At 60.5% G+C, this 17,371-nt stretch carries 13 protein-coding genes and 1 pseudogene; 7 read left to right on the top strand and 7 right to left on the bottom strand.

Annotated elements, in window-relative coordinates; all coding sequences use genetic code 11:
- Nucleotides 1–23: 23 nt before the first annotated feature.
- From CS1BSM3_RS09825 to CS1BSM3_RS09810, 4 genes are all read right to left on the bottom strand, one after another.
- The gene (locus tag CS1BSM3_RS09825; protein WP_072386880.1) at nucleotides 24–1,538 is read right to left on the bottom strand and encodes a DASS family sodium-coupled anion symporter; all 1,515 of its coding nucleotides are present in this window, start codon (nucleotides 1,536–1,538) and stop codon (nucleotides 24–26) included.
- A gap of 154 nt (nucleotides 1,539–1,692) precedes the next feature.
- Nucleotides 1,693–2,766 carry an NAD(P)-dependent alcohol dehydrogenase gene (locus CS1BSM3_RS09820; RefSeq protein ID WP_072386879.1) on the bottom strand — a complete coding sequence of 358 codons (1,074 nt, stop codon included), beginning with the start codon at nucleotides 2,764–2,766 and terminating at the stop codon, nucleotides 1,693–1,695.
- A gap of 87 nt (nucleotides 2,767–2,853) precedes the next feature.
- Entirely contained in the window at nucleotides 2,854–4,041 is a 1,188-nt protein-coding gene (locus tag CS1BSM3_RS09815; RefSeq protein WP_072386878.1) for a thiolase family protein, read from the bottom strand.
- A 69-nt stretch (nucleotides 4,042–4,110) separates the two neighbouring features.
- Nucleotides 4,111–4,767, bottom strand: a complete 657-nt coding sequence (locus CS1BSM3_RS09810) for an RNA polymerase sigma factor (protein ID WP_072386877.1) — start codon at nucleotides 4,765–4,767, stop codon at nucleotides 4,111–4,113.
- Nucleotides 4,768–4,991: 224 nt separating this feature from the next.
- Between CS1BSM3_RS09810 and CS1BSM3_RS09805 the strand changes: the two genes are divergently transcribed.
- The 4 genes from CS1BSM3_RS09805 (at nucleotide 4,992) to CS1BSM3_RS28575 (ending at nucleotide 9,914) form a co-directional block, all read left to right on the top strand.
- A complete protein-coding gene (locus CS1BSM3_RS09805; protein ID WP_083528484.1) occupies nucleotides 4,992–6,791 on the top strand; it encodes a DUF3141 domain-containing protein in 1,800 nt (599 codons plus the stop codon).
- Between the two features lies 1 nt (nucleotide 6,792).
- Nucleotides 6,793–8,049: an SAM-dependent methyltransferase gene (locus tag CS1BSM3_RS09800; RefSeq protein WP_072386876.1), complete on the top strand. Its 1,257-nt coding sequence runs from the start codon at nucleotides 6,793–6,795 to the stop codon at nucleotides 8,047–8,049.
- Between the two features lie 798 nt (nucleotides 8,050–8,847).
- Nucleotides 8,848–9,447 carry a DUF2285 domain-containing protein gene (locus CS1BSM3_RS09795; RefSeq protein ID WP_072386875.1) on the top strand — a complete coding sequence of 200 codons (600 nt, stop codon included), beginning with the start codon at nucleotides 8,848–8,850 and terminating at the stop codon, nucleotides 9,445–9,447.
- Nucleotides 9,448–9,539: 92 nt separating this feature from the next.
- Nucleotides 9,540–9,914: a helix-turn-helix transcriptional regulator gene (locus CS1BSM3_RS28575; RefSeq protein ID WP_072386874.1), complete on the top strand. Its 375-nt coding sequence runs from the start codon at nucleotides 9,540–9,542 to the stop codon at nucleotides 9,912–9,914.
- Between the two features lie 312 nt (nucleotides 9,915–10,226).
- Here the strand turns inward: CS1BSM3_RS28575 and CS1BSM3_RS09780 are convergent, their stop codons facing one another.
- A complete protein-coding gene (locus CS1BSM3_RS09780) occupies nucleotides 10,227–10,637 on the bottom strand; it encodes a hypothetical protein (protein WP_072386872.1) in 411 nt (136 codons plus the stop codon).
- 131 nt (nucleotides 10,638–10,768) lie between these two features.
- On the opposite strand from CS1BSM3_RS09780, the gene CS1BSM3_RS09775 reads away from it, so the two are divergent.
- The 3 genes from CS1BSM3_RS09775 (at nucleotide 10,769) to CS1BSM3_RS09765 (ending at nucleotide 14,511) form a co-directional block, all read left to right on the top strand.
- The gene (locus CS1BSM3_RS09775; RefSeq protein WP_072386871.1) at nucleotides 10,769–11,023 is read left to right on the top strand and encodes a helix-turn-helix domain-containing protein; all 255 of its coding nucleotides are present in this window, start codon (nucleotides 10,769–10,771) and stop codon (nucleotides 11,021–11,023) included.
- Nucleotides 11,024–11,955: 932 nt separating this feature from the next.
- Nucleotides 11,956–12,273: a DUF736 domain-containing protein gene (locus CS1BSM3_RS09770; RefSeq protein WP_072386870.1), complete on the top strand. Its 318-nt coding sequence runs from the start codon at nucleotides 11,956–11,958 to the stop codon at nucleotides 12,271–12,273.
- 495 nt (nucleotides 12,274–12,768) lie between these two features.
- The gene (locus CS1BSM3_RS09765; protein WP_072386869.1) at nucleotides 12,769–14,511 is read left to right on the top strand and encodes a DUF3363 domain-containing protein; all 1,743 of its coding nucleotides are present in this window, start codon (nucleotides 12,769–12,771) and stop codon (nucleotides 14,509–14,511) included.
- A 349-nt stretch (nucleotides 14,512–14,860) separates the two neighbouring features.
- Here CS1BSM3_RS09765 and CS1BSM3_RS27925 read toward each other — a convergent pair whose 3' ends face one another.
- Both CS1BSM3_RS27925 and CS1BSM3_RS09750 read right to left on the bottom strand, forming a co-directional pair.
- Entirely contained in the window at nucleotides 14,861–16,165 is a 1,305-nt protein-coding gene (locus CS1BSM3_RS27925; RefSeq protein WP_143149137.1) for a hypothetical protein, read from the bottom strand.
- A gap of 598 nt (nucleotides 16,166–16,763) precedes the next feature.
- Nucleotides 16,764–17,245 (bottom strand): annotated as a pseudogene (locus CS1BSM3_RS09750) (SOS response-associated peptidase).
- Nucleotides 17,246–17,371 lie beyond the last annotated feature (126 nt).

Below are 17,371 nucleotides of genomic sequence, written 5' to 3'. Positions count from 1 at the left end.
GCAGTCTCCTCGCGAAATGGTGCTCACGCATACCCGAGCCAGTGCCAGTAGGTGGCGCCGAGGAGCATCACCAGAGCCAAGGCGATGACCGTAAGCACCAGACCGGTGCGCACGAAATCCTTCGCCTCGAAGGTTTCAGTCCCATACGCGACCATGTTCTGCGGCGCGTTCACCACCAGGATGAAGCCGAAGCTGACGACGAACTGCAGCAGCATGGTCATGCCGACAATGTTGATGCCGGGCGTCGCCACGCCTTGCAGAACGGCAATGATGATCGGGATCATGGCCGACGCAAGCGCGGTCGCGCTGGCAAAACCAAGATGAATGACGACGAGAAACAGACTCATCGCGCCGAGGATGAAAAGCGCGGTTGCGTTAGCGAGGCCGAATTGGATCACGGCGATATCCGCCAGCCACGTCGCGGCCTTCGTCTGCAGAAGCGCGGTCCCGAGACTGATGCCGATGCCGAACAGCACGATCGTTCCCCACGGGATCCTCGGCTGCGCCTCCTTCCAGGTCATGATGCCGATGCCGGGGAGGAACATCAGCGCCACAGCCGCAATCGTCGTCGTGGAGGTATCAAAGCGGTGCAGCACGCCTTCGGTCGACCAGAACGCCAGAAGGGTCAATGATATGGCGAGCAGCTTCTTTTCGGACGTCTTCATCGGACCGAGATCGGCGAGCGAGCTGCGAATCGACTCGCGGCCACCGGGCACCTCATCGACCTCCGGTGGCATCATCCAGGTCATGACGAAATAGAGGGCGATGGTCATGAGAATGGCGAACGGTGCGGCGGCAATGAACCATTCGAGCCATGTGATCGTATAATTCAGCGTTCGCTCTATGAAGCCGACTGCCACCATGTTCTGCGCCGCCGCGGTCTTGATGCCCACGTTCCAGATGCTCGCGGTCTGCACCGTCGTAATCATCAGCATCCCGGCGAAGGCGCCTTTCTTGTCGACTCCAAATGCCGCGATGATGCCCAGCATGATCGGGACAAGGCAGGCGACGCGCGCGGTGGTGGACGGCACCAGGAATGCCATGACGAAGCCGACTAGGATCGCGCCGAGCACCACTTGGCGGGTCTGCGTACCGACCCGTGAGAGGATGACCAGGGCAATGCGCTTGTCGAGACCGGTAGCGGTCATGGCGGCGGCAAGGAAAAGGGCGGCGGCGACAAGGGCGAGCGCTGTATTGGCGAAGCCGCTGAAGGCGATCCCGAGCCCTCGGCTGGTGCCAAGCAGGACCTTGGGGTTTGCGACGTCAGGTGCCAGTCCCAGCAGAAATGCCATCAAGGCGGCGATCACGACGGCTGAGACGGCATAGTCGAGAGACTCGGTCATCCAGACGATGACGGCAAATGCCAGGATCGCCAGCATGCGGTGTCCCGCGACGGGCAGTCCCTCCGGCGTCGGCAACAGCATGATTGCAATCAGCGCAGCCACACCAAGGAGAAGGCCCCAATACTTGATGGCCCAATTGTCTTTGAATGAGGCCCCCGAGGCGCTGCTCGGTTCAACTTGTCGTGCAGCGGTCATGAGGTACTCCTCCGGTCATGGACGCCCAAAGTCTGAAGCGTTCCGCAGACTTGGTCCTTGAGTGAGATCAATGGGCTCGATCGTTTACGACCTGATGCGTTGTAGGGTGCCGCGTGACGCTCGTCGGCGACGACGGTCTTAGTCACGGCCGTGGTCAAGGTGTGATCGCGACCTTGAGGACGCCATCACGCTGATGCGCAAAGAGGTCGTAAGCTTCCACAATGTGCTCGAGCTTGAAGCGATGCGTGACGAGTGGGCGCGTGTCGACTTTGTTCGATGCGACGACGCGCATCAGGCGGCGCATACGCTCCTTGCCGCCAGGGCAGAGGGTGGTGACGATTGTATGGTCGCCAAGCCCTGCCGCGAACGCGTCGAGTGGGATCCTCAGATCTGCCGAGTAAACACCGAGAGAGGAGAGGGTCCCGCCCGGTCGCAACACCCGCAGCCCCCACTCGAATGTCTCTTGCCGGCCAAGAGCCTCGACGGCGACGTCCACACCGCGCCCGTCCGTCAGCCGCATGACTTCCGAAACCACGTTCGTCTTCTTGAAGTCGACGACGTGATCAGCGCCCATACGCCGGGCCATATCGATGCGCGCGGGTATGCTCTCCACGGCGATGATTGTCGTAGCGCCCATGAGCTTCGCGCCTGCCGTCGCACAAAGTCCGATCGGCCCTTGCGCGAAGACGGCTACGGTATCGCCGATGCGGATATTGCCGCGTTCTGCGCCCGAGAACCCCGTCGACAGGATGTCCGGGCACATCAGCACCTGCTCGTCGGAAAGGTCGTCCGGAACCGGCGCTAGATTGGCTGTCGCGTCCGGAACCAGCAGATACTCTGCTTGCGCGCCATCGATGGTGTTGCCGAACTTCCAGCCCCCCATTGCCTTCCAGCCGTGTCTTGTCTCGGCTCCGTCCTGCGAGTGGACGCCGCACAAGCAGGCATTTGACGTACCCGACGGCGTGATAGCGCCCGCAATGACTCGCTGGCCCTCCTCAAAGCCTCGTACCTGCGAGCCCAGTTTCTCGATGATGCCGACGGGCTCATGACCGATGGTCAGGCCCTTCGCTACCGGATACTCACCCTTCAAGATATGAACGTCCGTGCCACAGATCGTGGTCGTCGTGATACGTATCACGGCGTCGAGAGGGCCGGGATCTGGGATCGGCTTCTCGTCCAGAACGATACGTCCGGGCTCGACGAAAATGGCTGCCTTCATTTTTGGCATGCCTAGCTCCTGTGGTTCGGCCTACTTCCGCGAGGCGCTGGTTCTCACAAGCCGTCGAGGAAGCCCCGACGGCCAGGGCGCCGGAAACTAGTGAGGAATTTCGATCGTAAGGGCGATCCCTTGGCCACCACCGATGCACAGAGTCACCACCCCTCGGCGAAGCCCGTCGCGTCGCATCGAATGTATCAAACGGGTCGCCAGCACCGCCCCTGTCGCCCCAATCGGATGGCCGTGCGCGATCGCACCGCCTTCGACGTTGACGATGTCCTCCGGCAGGCCAAGCTGCTGAGAGAGAACGATCGCGATGGCAGCAAATGCCTCATTGATCTCTGCGCGTTCGACATCAGAAACCTTCCAACCTGCCCGCGCTAGAGCCTGGCGCACGGCGGGAATCGGACCGAGCCCGAACAATCCGGGTTCAACGGCACCGACGCCGATGGAGACAAGCCGCGCCGCTGGCTGCACACCGCTTCTGTCAGCCCAGCGCTCGCTGGCAACGATCATTGCCGAGGCTCCGCTGTTGAGCCCGGGAGCGTTTCCCGCGGTGATCGTGCCGTCTTTTCGAAAAGCAGGCTTGAGCGCAGAGAGGCTCTCGAGAGTAACGTCAGGACGGTTGTGTTCATCCCGACTGAACGTTACGGAACCTTTTCTCGCACTGATCTCTATCGGAGCGATCTCTGCATCGAACCTGCCTGCAGTTTGAGCAACACCAAAGCGATGCTGCGTTCGCTGCGCCCAACGATCCTGGTCTTCCCGCGTGATCTGGAACTTACTGACAAGATCCTCAGTGACCCAGCCGGAATGCTGATCGGTGAATGCATCGTTGAGACCGTCCCGCAGCATACTGTCATAGAGAGCTGCGTCACCCATCCGGTAGCCCCACCGGCCTCTCGTCGCCAGATAGGGTGACTGATCCATATTCTCCATGCCGCCGGCGATGACACTGTCCGCTTGGCCCGACAGTATCTCCTGCGCTGCACTCGCGATTGCTTGGGCACCGGAACCGCACACTCGGTTGATGGTAAGCGCAGGCACCGTCACTGGGACGCCGGCTTCTACCGCCGCCTGCCTAGCTGGATTCATCTTGGTGCCGGCCTGAACGACCTGCCCGAGGACAACCGAGTCTATGGCGCTTCCATCAATTTTCGCGCGCGCTACAGTTTCCTTGATGACAACGCTACCGAGGGTCGGAGTCGGAATGTCCTTCAGCGAACCTCCATATGTGCCGATGGCGGTTCTGACAGGGCTGCACAGGACTACGTTTGGTGTGCTCATGGGAGATCCTCATCGCCTGGCCAGGGCGTCGGCTGGGAAGGCGTATGTCTCGATCGCGGGCCACGGTCTCTAACCTGAGGCCCTTTTGCGCACCGGGTTAAGTTGTTCTGCATCCTCGCAACGGCAATCAAGGAACCCGTGGGTAGGGCATGTACGGCACATCTCCTCCAACCGCTTCCGCAAAGCCTGTCGACCTCGATGAAGGCGGACCGTGACGTTGTTGAGCGAAGTTCCCAAGCTCGCGGCGAGCCGATCGCGCGGCTCGCCCAGGATGTCGGCCCGCCAGACAACGTCGGCGTATTCAGGCTTGAGCGTCGGCAGCAACCGGTAGAGACAATTGCAGACTGCAGCGTCAAGCTCAGGGTCGACATCGGCCGGCACATTCACAAGATCCCCATCGTCGATCTGGATCTCACGACGACGTTTGCGGATGGCGCTGCGCTGGTGATCGACAAGCGTGGTGGCGAGGACACGGCCTAGCCAACCGCGCACCGTCCGAACGTCCCGCAACTGAGACGCACGCTCGAGTGCACGGAGACAAAAGCGCTGAAGAACCTCTTCGGCCTCGTCGGGGCTCCGAAGACGCTGAAGAAGAAACGCCAGAATCTCCTCGCGGGCCTCGACCAGCGCACGCTGTACGGCAGCGTCGTCGGGCTTCGCAGCGTCAGTCTTCGATTCGTCCTTTGATGGCTCAGGGCCGGGATTCTGTTTGCCGGAATTTGTCATCGTGCCGTGAACTCTCCCCTCGCAAAACGAGGCGGCTTCATCATTTACTTCTATGGGCGTTCGACGCTCTGCTTTCTTTAATCCAGATCAAACTTTCTCTCGCTCGCACCGCCTAATGTGCTCGTGCAGCTGCTGAAACTCTGATTGGCTGGGATGGCGCTGTCACAATTGTCACCCGAGCGGCCAGCCCGCTGCGAAGCCGCTTGTGCCGACAGGAGACACGGATGAGAGAGAGGACAGCGAGCGCACGGGATGCAGCGCGATCAAAACCGTTAGTCGACGCCAGATCCAAAACAGTATCTGCGCCGTCATCGCCCAAATTGACCAATCAGGGTGTCAACCCGCCAAAGAGTTCAGAGACCGAACAAAGGCCGATCCCCTGGCCCACACCATTGGGGGGGCTGGCCTATCAGCGCGACGTTCTGGAGCGGTCAATCCTGTTCTTCGACACCCTGCGCAAGCGCGCTAACGCCATGCTCGAGCATGAGCAGGCCGGGCTCCCGCCGCTGCTCAATTTCAAATACGAGACACTCCTTGATGCTCGAGAGTTTCAACGGCCCGCAAACTATGCACTGCTGAGAATTACCGAGGTTGGCGATGCGTGCTGGGACGATTGCGTAGATCCTGAGAAACCACCGGTTATTGTACTGGATCCGCGCGCCGGCCACGGCCCTGGCATCGGCGGCTTCAAGCGAGATTCAGAGGTTGGCATCGCACTCCACGTTGGACATCCCGTCTACTTCGTCATTTTCTTTCCCGAACCATGTCCACACCAGACACTGAGCGATGTTCTCGCTGCACTTGAGCAATTCGTCGCCCATGTCGCGGCGCGGCACAACGGCGCCAAGCCCATCCTGTATGGAAACTGCCAAGCTGGCTGGGCTGCAACGCTCGTCTCGGCCCACTGCGATACTCCGATGGGGCCTGTGGTGCTCAACGGCTCCCCTTTGTCATACTGGGAGGGCGAGCCCGGCATCAATCCGCTGCGACTGATGGGCGGTTTTGTTGGCGGCGTGTGGCTCAATCACTTTCTGTCGGATCTCAATCTTGACCGGTTCGATGGGGCCTGGTTGGTGCAGAACTTTGAAAATCTCAAACCTGGCAATGCCATCTGGGACAAATATGCAAACCTCTTCACCAAAATTGATACCGAGCACGATCGTTTTCTCGAGTTCGAGAGATGGTGGAACGGTTTCTATCGGCTGAGTGGTGAAGAGATCGTCTCCATTGTCGAGGATCTCTTCATCGGCAATAAGCTCGAGCAAGGGCAGGTTCGGATTGACGACCACTGCGTTGCCGATCTGAAGCGCATTCGCAACCCGCTCATCATCTTCGCGTCCTATGGTGACAACATCACGCCACCCCATCAGGCGTTGGGATGGCTTCCAGCAGTCTACGAAACCACAGACGCTCTCAAGCAGGCAGGACAGAGGATCGTCTACCTGACAAATCCGCACGTCGGGCACCTTGGTATATTCGTATCTGCCAGCGTTGCACGGTTTGAGCACCGCGCCATCCTGGAGAACCTCGAAGCGATCGAAGCGCTCGATCCTGGTCTCTACGAGATGATCGTGGACAATCCGACGGGCGATCCCAATTGCGAGCGCAACCAGTACTCGGTGCGCTTCGATCCGCGTCAAATCGAGGATGTGCGCTTCACTTATCCAACCAAGGCGTTCGAGCGCGTCCGACTTATGTCGGAGACGAACGAGCAACTCTATAGAGCCGCCGTGAGCCCTTGGGTGCGCGCGGTGGCCAATCCGTGGCTATCCGCGTCAATGCAATGGCTGCATCCGATGCGCACCAGCCGCTATTTGTGGTCAGAGCGCTTCTTTCCATGGATGGGCGTCTTCGCGGTTTTGGCTGATACCGTCTCCAAGAACCGCCATGCCCTCGCAGAGGATGTGCCATTGATTGCGTTGGAGCGTCAGCTCATCGCGCAAGTCTCGAGTTTCTGGGAGGCGGCTCGCAGGCTTCGAGACGCGGGGACAGAACGGACGTTCCGCACAATTTTCGGAGAATGACGTGGCCTCTCTTCTCCGGTTGTTTCTTACGCGCGTTGTCCGGCAGGGTCGCCTCGAGGTGGAACGATCCTCCGGAGCAAAGTTCTCGGTAGGCGATGGCACGGGCCAAGCGGTTGCCGTGCGGTTGACCGACCGAGCCGCCGAGTGGCAGCTTGTACTCGATCCAACGCTCGCGCTCGGAGATCTCTACACCGATGGCCGGATCGTCATGGTGAGCGGCAGCATCTACGACCTTCTGGAACTCGTCGCACGCAATATCAGGACAGCCTTCCCGTCTCGCTTGGCACAGATCCGCGAGAGATTGAGGAGCATTCGGGACCGCCTATATCGCCGCAACAATGCGCGTAGGGCAAAACGGAATGTCGCGCACCACTACGATCTCGACAGTCGCCTCTATGCCTTGTTTCTCGATGCGGACTGGCAGTATTCGTGCGCCTACTTTGAGCGGGCAGGTCAAGACCTCGAAGAAGCACAGCTTGCCAAGAAACGGCATATTGCGGCGAAACTCCTGATCGAACCGAGCCACCGTGTTCTCGATATCGGCAGCGGCTGGGGCGGGCTCGCACTGTATCTCGCCCAGCAGTGTGGTGCCAACGTAACGGGCATTACCTTGTCGGAAGAGCAGCTAGAACTCGCCTGTCAGCGGAGCCAAAGCGAGCAACTGGCATCGCGCGTGGAATTCCGGCTGCAAGACTATCGCTCAGTGAGCGAACACTATGACCGGATCGTTTCCGTTGGCATGTTCGAGCACGTCGGTGCCGCCTACTACAACAGCTTTTTTGAAAGAGCTCGAGACCTTCTGACGGACGACGGTGTCATGCTGCTGCACACTATCGGTCGCTCGGATGGACCCGGCAGCAGCAATGCTTGGATTGCCAAGTATATATTTCCCGGCGGTTACGTTCCCGCCCTGTCCGAAATGAGCCCGGCTATCGAGCGCTCAGGTCTGATCGTTACGGACATTGAAATTCTGCGTCTGCACTATGCGGAGACACTCAGGGCGTGGCGGGATCGCTTTCTCGCGCGATGGGCTGATGCGGCGCAAATCTATGATGAGCGCTTTTGTCGGTTGTGGGAGTTCTATCTCTCCGCCTGTGAGGCGGGCTTTCGTCATTGCGGGCTTGTGGTGTTTCAAATCCAACTGGCCAAGCACCAGAATGCCGTACCACTCACCCGGGACTACATCGGTATGCGTTCAGCAAACCTCGCAGCGTGCGACTCGGGACCAACAGCGCTATCGAACGTTGCTGCCGAGTGAGCGTTTCCACCCGCATGTCGGCCGTCAAGGCGTCTGTATTTCTCGCCTCAAGCAGACGTGGCGGCGGTCGCGGCAAACTGCGTGACTTCAATACCTGGCTCGTACATAGCTTTGGATGTTGCTTGGTGGTCGATATGGAGACGATCGGACTTGCGACACCGCCTGCAAAAGCTTGCAGTCAATGCCACGCCGAACGCCAGCGTCTCGATATCGATCGCCACTTGACGCGACTAGGTTATGGCGCATTCCAACCGCCAGAAATGCCATCCGGCCAGCAGGAGGAACCTCGTCGGTTAGCTTTACCATTGACCTGTGCGCCCATATCATCCGCTCATCAGACAATGCCGTACTCGATCAATAGTCGATTGCGCTCGTGCGCCGCGCCAGACCAATTTCCTCGCCGCCCGCCAATGTCGCCGGCGGCGCTGTCGCGTTCACTATTTCCGTGTGTCTCTCCAGATGTGCGTGCGACGATCGCCGACAACCGAGCTTGGAAGTGAGGACGCCGATGGCCCTTACGACATGAGAAGAAAGGAAGCCACTCTTAGATCATCGAAGAGCGCTCACAGGAGAAAATGCCAATGTATCGCGTACGGCATTACGTCGGCCCGCCCTGGCCGCCGACTCTGGCAGCCTATGACTATATGCGCACGCTGACACGGCGTGATTGGGCCTGGGAAGGCCTTCGCCGCGACCCTGTCTATCAGGACGAGGCCCGCGCACACTTGAAAGTCATTCAAGATACCACTCGATTGGAGAGCGGAGCGCTTTTCACACGGATGCACGAGGCATCGCCTCATGCTGAAGTGTGGGCGCTCCGATCCTTTCGTTGATCCGTCACTGACGGCGCAGAACGCGCATCCGATCTACTCGCCTCTGGCGACTCAGGGCGTCCTCTCTGCAATCGCCACAGCCTCAAATCGGGCAGACGATGGGGGGATATTTGTCCCCGCCCTGCCGGCGCTCGAGCACATTCTCGTTGACCCGGCGGGACACCAACATCTCCTGCTACGAGGCAATGGCGCCGTGCTTCAACTCGAGATTGAAGGTGCTGACGTTGAGAAGGGGCCAGTGCGATTGGCCTTCAAGGCGCACAGCATCGACACGATCGGACTGATAGGCTCCCATCTCTGCGTTCTGGAACGCATTCTGTCCAACGATGTCTCAATCGCCTCGCTGGCCGCCTGGACCACACGCAAAGTCAATTTGCGCGACGCCATTGCCGTGCACGACTTCAGAACGGCCGGCCGACGGTACTACGACGCTGCAATCTTCCTGCACGGCATTGAAATCGTCGAGAGAGATTGGTCGACCGGAATCCTGCCCGCACGAATGCGTCGCAACTGGCTACGCGCCCAGCAGTTCATTTCAGGCGGATGGCGAACGTTCCTCAAATGACTCCCGACTGTTTGAAGGGGAGCGAAACAGTCGCTCCCCACACAGATCAAAATGCAGGACACTGCAATCCCAAGAAGCTGAGGAGCAAACCGATGTCCGACAATCCCGACGAGATATTCCTGACCGTTGAGGAAGCTGCCAGATTTCTGCGCATGGCCAAAGGCACGCTGGACAATCACCGATCAAAGAAGACCGGACCTGAGTGCCGATATCATGGAGGCCGCGTTGTCTATCGCCTCGGTGACTTGCTACGGTGGTCCGAGCAGCGGGCGGCACGAAGGAAAAGCGCGAAGACGCCGCCGGACTCTACTGGCGACAATGGTCTTCGGACTCCTGATGCTGACATGGCCGAAGGCATACGTACCCAGCCTGCTTTGGAATGGCAGCTCCAGCATTCCAATTGGCCTCTACGCGCTGACAAACGGGATAGCGGCAAGGGGCCAACTGGCAGTCGTCCGGCTGCCTAATGCGACGAAGTTGTTAGCGCGCGCGCGCGGCTATTTGCCAGCAAGTGGTTGGCTGATCAAGCCGGTCGTCGCCGGTTCCGGCAACACCGTCTGCCGGCATGGCCAGATCATCAGGATCAGCGGCCGGCTACGCGCACTGGCCCACAGGAGGGATACGCGACAACGTCTTCTGCCACGTTGGCACGGATGCCACCATTTGACAGCAGCCGAGGTTTTCGTGCTTTCGACCGTGCCGGGCAGCTTCGACAGCCGCTATTTCGGGCCGGTCGAACGTGGGAACGTCATAGGGACGGCCATCCCCATATGGACTCGCTAGCCGCGCTGCAGACGCGCCAAGGCATCGTCGACTTTGGCTAGCGCCTGGGCGAGCTGCGCCCGTAGTGATATCAGGTCGCCGACCGGATCATCTTCCATCGAAGGATGATCCGGATCGAGACATCGGTCGATCAACTTCAGAAGTGTCTGGTCACGCATGGGACCAGCAGCAAGCGCGGCTTCCAGCGTGTCGTCGTCAACGCCCTCGCCGTCGAGGATCAGCCGGCCGGTGCGCGGGGTCAGCCACACGGACAGCTGTGCCCCCGTGAGCACGGCCCGGTCGACGAGTTCGGCCGGCAACGTCATTCTGGCCGCGGGAACATCATCTCCCGGCAGCCGGAAACCGGCGACGTAGCATTCCGCCGGCAAGGAGTTCATATCGCCTTCGTCACGCTCGAAGAAAGGCATTCCTTCTACTCCGGTCATCGCGCTCTACTCCGCACAGCCAACCCAGCCAACTACAAAAATATCCCAGAATGGGATAATCCGGAAACAGGATTAAGCGGTGAAGCCGTCAAAGTTGATCCCGGCTTCCCGCAATGCGCGACACGCTGCGCTCGCCGCGCCAAATCAAGCTCCGCAAGCTGCTGCGTGACCTTCGGGAACAGCGCGGCCTGACCCAGGCTGATGTCGCTATGCGTCTCGATAAGCCCCAATCCTTCGTCGCCAAATACGAAGGAGGGGAGCGTCGTCTGAGCGCGATCGAGTTCGTCGATGTCGTGCGCGCGCTCGGTCTCGAGCCTGTCGCTGCCATGCGCCAGCTCATCAAGACCATTGACGGCGAAGCCTCTTAGCTGGCCATCCTTGCACTCTTCGATCCAAACCATCGAGCGTACCCGCACAGCTTTTCGCCCGAACGCTTAGGTGCATCTTTTACCATATCCCAATCTTTCCCCGTAGTGTCGTATTGGTGTCGCATTCGCACTAAATTTCTTCTCTAGCTCAAGATAAATGCCCGTCGCTGTGGCGCGCCTGGAAGTGGGACTGCAACATCCGACGCTTTGGGTTGCTGTTCGTGATCGGCGATTGGAGTCAGTCCCATGCGCACGCTTCAGGACATCGGCAGACGACGTCGTCGACGCTGCTGCGAACCACCGTAGTGCAGCATAACCATGCCCAAGTCTCGTTGCCTCGGCAGCAGGTGAGTCTGGGCGGCCCTTCTCTCGATCTTACGATCTCGTTCAGTACGGCTCTATCTCACGGCTCTGCGAGCTCGTTCGACCGAGCCGCCGTAAAGACGGCGTCTCGGCGCATTCGCGTCACGATCCTCCCGCGGTCGACGTGGCACGCTCTCGCCCTCCACGACGAGCGTCGCACCTGCGGCTCCGTCCTCACCGCGCCGGCGACGTCTCAGCGCCTTCGCTCGTTGCGCGCCGGAGCGTCGGCGATCGCGTGTCACCTCCGGCGTCCGCGCGATTGGCCCGGCGGGAGCTCGTTGCCCCGTCACCCACTTCGCTCGTGTCCTGCCCTGTGCCGTCCCAGACGCCACGCCTCCGCTCCTCTGGCCGCGGGGAGAGTCCTATCCCCGCATAGCTTTGTGCGACGATGTGGCAGGCGTCGCCTCGGCGGCAACCCGCGCGTGCCGCGCGGGTCCTCCACTTCGTTCCGGCCCTCCTCCGCGGAGCAGAGCTCCTCTCCGTCGGGTGCCACCAGCTCCAGCCTGCCACGATCTGCACGTCGCCGGCAGGGAATAGGTCTCCGCCGGGACAACGTGAGGAACGACACCATGGCTACGATCGGATACGTCACCAAGCGCGAGGACGGCCGCTACGACGGCGAGCTCCGGACCCTCTCGCGGCGGGCGCAAATCAGCATCGTCCCGGTCGCTGACAAGCCCTCCGAGCACCATCCGGACTTCCGCGTCCTCGCTAACGGAACCGAGATCGGCGCCGGTTGGCTGCGGATCGGTAAGACCTCCGGCGTCGAGTACATCTCGCTCTCGATCTCGGCGCCTGAGCTCGGCAAGCTCTACGCCAACCTCGGCCGTGCCGCCGGCCGGTCCGATCCCAACGTCTTCGCTCTCATCTGGAACCCGCAGGATTGAGCCTGCGGCTCAAAGCCCTCGCGCCGACACCGGCGCGAGGGCTCCTTCGCGTTCCGCGAAGAGGCCCACCCGCCCACCCGGACATGCGCATGTGCGACAGCCACTGATGAGCGCGAGCAACAGACTGAAGCCTGTCTTTCTCGCCCTCATTGCCGTCGTGCTCGCTGCATTTGCGGCTGCTCTTTTTCCCTTTCCGGTGCGGCCTCGACTCGCCGCGATGACCTAGCGGATCGTGATCTCGCGTGCGTTCTGCAGGCGTGATTTCGGAGAGTTTGTGCGGTGTGAGATGGCTGGGGAGGACATCTAGATAAAAAGATGGAGTCGTGAGCGTTCGGATGCGCCGTCGTTACTGGGCTTCACGCGACTCCGGTTTCACGGCCGTAGAGTCAGCGCACGAAATACGCCTTGTAGACCGGGCACTTCCGACGACTCCGTCTTGACGAAATCGGGCCTCGCAACATCTCCCCCGGCACAACGCACCGTTGGGGGATTGCCATGGTTCAAGACGACTTCAAACCAAAGCTCGGACGCATTCGCGACACCGCGAGCAACGCGCAACTGCGCACCAAAACGCGGATGCTCAGGGAGACCGGTCGTGCCGGCGCACGCGCCGTGCGGCAGCGCGGCCACATCACATCGGACATGCCGAAACGGGGGATGGGTGCCGGTGTGCGCGCCGCTGCCGGTCTCATCGCCCCAGGCAGTCGCCGCGTCATCGTCAAAGCGCGCTACACGCGCATCGCTGCCGGCGATCTCGGCGCGGCGCGCGCGCACCTCAAATACATCCAGCGCGACGGCGTCACCCGCGAGGGAGAGGCGGGGCGGCTGTACGATGCGCAGCACGATGATGTCGATGGCCGCGCCTTCCTTGAGCGCTCGGAGAACGATCCGCATCAGTTCCGCTTCATCGTCTCGGCAGAGGACAGCGCGCGGCTGTCGGACCTAAAGCCGTTCATCCGCGATCTCCTCGCGCAGATGGAACGGGATCTGGATACCAAGCTCGACTGGGTGGCCGTCGATCATTTCAACACCGGCCATCCTCACACCCACGTCGTCATCCGCGGCAGCGACGACCAGGGCCGCGACCTCGTCATGGCACGGGACTACATCGGCCATGGCGTGCGTGCCCGTGCCCGAGCCTTGGTGACATTGGAGCTCGGTCCCGAGACACAGCTCGAGCGCATCCAGAAGCTCTTCGACGAAGTCGGCCAGGAGCGGCTGACACGTCTCGACCGTCAGCTCATGACGCGCGCGAAAGACAACATCCTCGTCATCACCGCCACCGAGGAAAACGATCCGACGCAGCGGACGTTGCGGATCGGCCGGCTCAGAACATTGCAGCGGTTAGGCCTCGCATCAGAACGGCAAGCGGGCGTGTGGTCTCTCGATGCCAACGCGGAAGCCAAGCTTCGCCAGCTCGGCGATCGCGCCGACAAGTTCAAGATGATGCAGCGCACCTTGAAAGAGGCCGGCATCGAGCGCGGCGCGGCCGCCATGGCGCTGTTCGAGCGCGGACCGCGCAGGGCGCCGCTCGTCGGCAAGGTCGTCGGCGTCGGCATGGTCGACGAGATCACCGATCGCACCTGGGTGATCATCGATGCCGTCGACGGGCGCGTCCACTACGCCGATCTCGGCCGCCTCAAGGCGGACGCCGTGCCGGCGCGGGGCAACATCGTCGCCCTTGCCGGTGGCGGCCTCAACGAGAAGCCGTCATCGGTGCCACGCTTGCACTTGCTGTCGGCGACCGACCTCGAACGGCAGACAACCTACGAGGGACCGACCTGGCTGGACCAGGCGATCGTGACCAGGTGGCAGCCCGAGACCCGGACGGCGGGATTCACGGCCGAGGCGGACAAAGCCCTCAAGGCGCGCACCGACTGGCTCGTCAGCCGGCAGCTCATCGAGCAATCGCAGGACGGCAAGCAGGTGCCGCGCGCCGACATGATCAAGGCGCTGCGTCAGGCCGAGACGCAGCAGCTCGCTGCCGATGTCTCAAAGCGTATCAATGCCGCTTTCGTGCCGGCCCAGTCCGGCGCCCGGATCACCGGCACCTACGATCACGCCATCACGACACCGACCGGCAAGATCGCGGTCATCCGCCGCGAGGACACCTTCACTTTGGCACCTTGGCAGCCGGCGCTCGAGCCCTTCCGCGGCCAAGCCGTCGTGGGGATCGTCGGCCCCACCCGCATGACTTGGACGCACGCTCGTGGAAGGGGCCTGCCAGGGAGGGCCTAGGGCATTTGCTAGTAAGGACGGTGACGAAGGAGATGTCAGTCCACGACGCGTTGGCAACCGAACGCACTTCTTCGGGCGGCGCGCCGCACAAAGTTGCTTCATCCCATGAAACAGAGAACCGACGTGCTTACCCCAAACCCAATACAGCCTGCCGAACAAATCCGCTCTTCGTTGTGCTCCGTAGGAAGCCAAGCGAAAAGTCATCGAAAGGTGGGAAAGGCTTTTGCATCGCCGCCGGTAGATAACTTGCCGGTGCCATCAGGCTGCCGTCGTGGTTATCCGGCACCTTGCGCAGCCTCGAACTTGGCAATCTCCATCGGTTTCAATCCTGCAGGCAATGCGATCCCGGTCAACCTTGCGCTATCCACGCCGCCAGGTGTTCGCCTCCGATGCCGCGAAGTGTTGCAACTACTTCTGCACGCGGCAACCTTTCAGCTTGATAAACATAGCGTGCAAAACTGCTGAAACTGTGTGCACCAAGCAGGTCAGCGCCCTCGTCCCTCGCTGCGACAAGGATACGTCGAAGCTGGGCTGGCTGGAGCACATGAAGAATGGGTTCAATCACGTGCTGGTAGAACGTGTTGGCTTGGTCCCAGCTTCGCGCAGAACAGTAGACATCCACAGCGCGAGCGATAGGCACGACGTGCTTACTGTACTTGAGCAGCTCGCCAAGTGCAGCATGGTCCAATGCCTGGACCTTCGCCGCCGTTTCCACTGCAAGCGCAGGTATCTCCAAGCAAGCCGGAAGAACGCGAAGGGCCACAACCGGCCCCGCTTGCCGCAAGAACTCAGTGAGCCGATTTTGATTATCTTGCTCTAGGGAGTTCCACGTTCCGACGAGGAATGTCTGTAGAAGAAAGTATATTTCCAATTCTGGGTCGGGAGACCTACGTCCAATCACGTTTAAGGCTCTGCGCAGACGTGGCTCTGCTAGGCCTGGGAATAGCTCGTGAACCGCCCGAATGGCGACAGCAGTCTGGGGCCGCGCCTTAATTTGCGGTGTCCCTTCAAACATTCCGAATACGAGGTTGTCCATGACCGCCCGGACCAAACTTTCCTTTGGGCGCTCTAGCCCACCAGCGCGTAGCTGTACTTTTGCTTGCTCAGGATCGATGGGAAACAAATTCGATTCGACAAGACGAACAATATGAGCGGTGGCTGCGCGTCCTTGCACAGGAGGGACTGAAAGAACATGTCGTACAGCATGTACGAGATGCGACCGCGCGAGTTCCGCCGTTGGTGAATAGGGTTGGTCCGTTCCTTGGTAAGTGGGATGCGCGCACCTGTTTCGGTCGTCTCGCAGCCGCATCAAGTCAACCATTTGCTGCCCGTGGAAGAAGGCAAAGCCTGCATTTGCAGTATCAACGATATCGCGCTCTATTTCGAGTATTCTTCTTATCGCGGCCATGTCGTTCAGTTCGATCCGCGGCTGCAGATTGGCGAGCTCTGCCGTAATGGCTTGTGCTTGCGCGTCGCCTCCCAGCGACAGCTCGCGAATTTTGGCGAGAAGATCATAAACAACAGCAATCCATGTTGACACAATACATGATCGAAACGCACCTGCTCGGTAGCAAGCTACTGCTTCTGAAATGAAGCTGCGTGCTTCCTCGTCGCGGCAAGTTTGAATCAGTTCATCCAGATCGCCTAGGCTCATAGTGGCTCAATCGGTTCTGAAACATCGAGCGGAACGGTGCGCGTCTGAAGCATGTAAACTTCCTGATCACGAGTGATGCATTAATTCTTCTGACCTTGAGATACCCGACCATACGTTATGCACAGGTAGCTCGCTGCCAGCGCAACCAAATCAAAACTGTGGCTGCTTGTGCAACGGGGGAGCGCAGTTCGCACAGGCACCAATCTCTCAACGCCAATCTTCGGAGGAGAAAGGGCCGGTCCGACGACCGCCACCGCCCGCGAACACGCCCGACGGCATCCGTGGCGCAACCGACGCGGAAGTACCGCTCGGGCACCACGAAATCTATGGGATATAGCGCGTTCGGTTTCAGGCGCTCGAAACTCAAGACTCCAGCAGCGCAAGATGGGACGGCACACAACATATGCACCATCGCCAAGCTCGTGAAGCTCGCTGCAGAACGACGCTAGATGAGGCTAGGCGTGTCATCGGTTGGGGCTAGAATGTTGGGATCGTCATTGGCGGGTTTGTTCACCCACGTGGAAATGGGCCAGATCTTCATCAGCTCGGACGAAAACGGCACCATGAGATCGCGCGGATCAGGCTCGTTTGCCGCGAGTCAGCGATCGTAAGTCTCCGGCGGCAGAATGACCGGCATTCGGTCATGGATTTTGCTCACGAGCTCGTTGGCGGTCGTGATGATGACACAGAACGTGCGGTGCACGATGCCCGTAGCGGGATGCTTCCAGGACTCCCAAATGCTGGCAATGCCAAACGGCTCGTCGGTCTTGAGGCCGATGGCATGGGGTTGCTTCGTCTTGCTCCCCCTGATGGCTTTCCATTCGAAGAAGTTGTCGATCGGAACGATACAGCGGCGCTTGGCGTAGGCGCTGCGGAACATCGGCGCGCTGGCGACACGCTCCGCGGTCGCGTTGACGGCTTGAGCTTCGGTGAGCTTTCCTTGATCCAATGAGGAATGAGCCCCCACGTCAGCCGACTGAGCACGCACTTGCCGGTCTCCGGGTGATGGCGGATGACCCAATGCTCCTGCCCCGGCGCACCGTTGTAGCGCGGCGGTGCGTCAAGCTCCTCCTCGACCAGATCGACGATGTTCAGGCCGAGCTGGCTAAGCGGGCTCTTCTGTGTGATGCGACCGCACCTGAAATCTCATTTATTCCCGTGGCGAGCACGCTGCAAGACGCCACGGGGAACCGCCGGTAAGGAGGG

Origin of the sequence: Hyphomicrobium sp. CS1BSMeth3, from assembly GCF_900117415.1 — a bacterium.
Taxonomy (GTDB): Bacteria; Pseudomonadota; Alphaproteobacteria; order Rhizobiales; family Hyphomicrobiaceae.
The sequence above is the reverse complement of the archived record's forward strand: the minus strand, read 5'-3'. Positions and strand labels throughout refer to the sequence as shown.

Coding starts and splice junctions, on each gene's coding strand:
- CS1BSM3_RS09820 (WP_072386879.1), bottom strand. CDS start 2,766: ATGCCAAAAATGAAGGCAGCCATTTTCGTCGAGCCCGGACGTATCGTT.
- CS1BSM3_RS28575 (WP_072386874.1), top strand. CDS start 9,540: ATGTCCGACAATCCCGACGAGATATTCCTGACCGTTGAGGAAGCTGCC.
- CS1BSM3_RS09775 (WP_072386871.1), top strand. CDS start 10,769: ATGCGCGACACGCTGCGCTCGCCGCGCCAAATCAAGCTCCGCAAGCTG.
- CS1BSM3_RS09765 (WP_072386869.1), top strand. CDS start 12,769: ATGGTTCAAGACGACTTCAAACCAAAGCTCGGACGCATTCGCGACACC.
- CS1BSM3_RS09810 (WP_072386877.1), bottom strand. CDS start 4,767: ATGACAAATTCCGGCAAACAGAATCCCGGCCCTGAGCCATCAAAGGAC.
- CS1BSM3_RS09780 (WP_072386872.1), bottom strand. CDS start 10,637: ATGCCTTTCTTCGAGCGTGACGAAGGCGATATGAACTCCTTGCCGGCG.
- CS1BSM3_RS27925 (WP_143149137.1), bottom strand. CDS start 16,165: ATGAGCCTAGGCGATCTGGATGAACTGATTCAAACTTGCCGCGACGAG.
- CS1BSM3_RS09815 (WP_072386878.1), bottom strand. CDS start 4,041: ATGAGCACACCAAACGTAGTCCTGTGCAGCCCTGTCAGAACCGCCATC.
- CS1BSM3_RS09825 (WP_072386880.1), bottom strand. CDS start 1,538: ATGACCGCTGCACGACAAGTTGAACCGAGCAGCGCCTCGGGGGCCTCA.
- CS1BSM3_RS09770 (WP_072386870.1), top strand. CDS start 11,956: ATGGCTACGATCGGATACGTCACCAAGCGCGAGGACGGCCGCTACGAC.
- CS1BSM3_RS09795 (WP_072386875.1), top strand. CDS start 8,848: ATGCTGAAGTGTGGGCGCTCCGATCCTTTCGTTGATCCGTCACTGACG.
- CS1BSM3_RS09805 (WP_083528484.1), top strand. CDS start 4,992: ATGAGAGAGAGGACAGCGAGCGCACGGGATGCAGCGCGATCAAAACCG.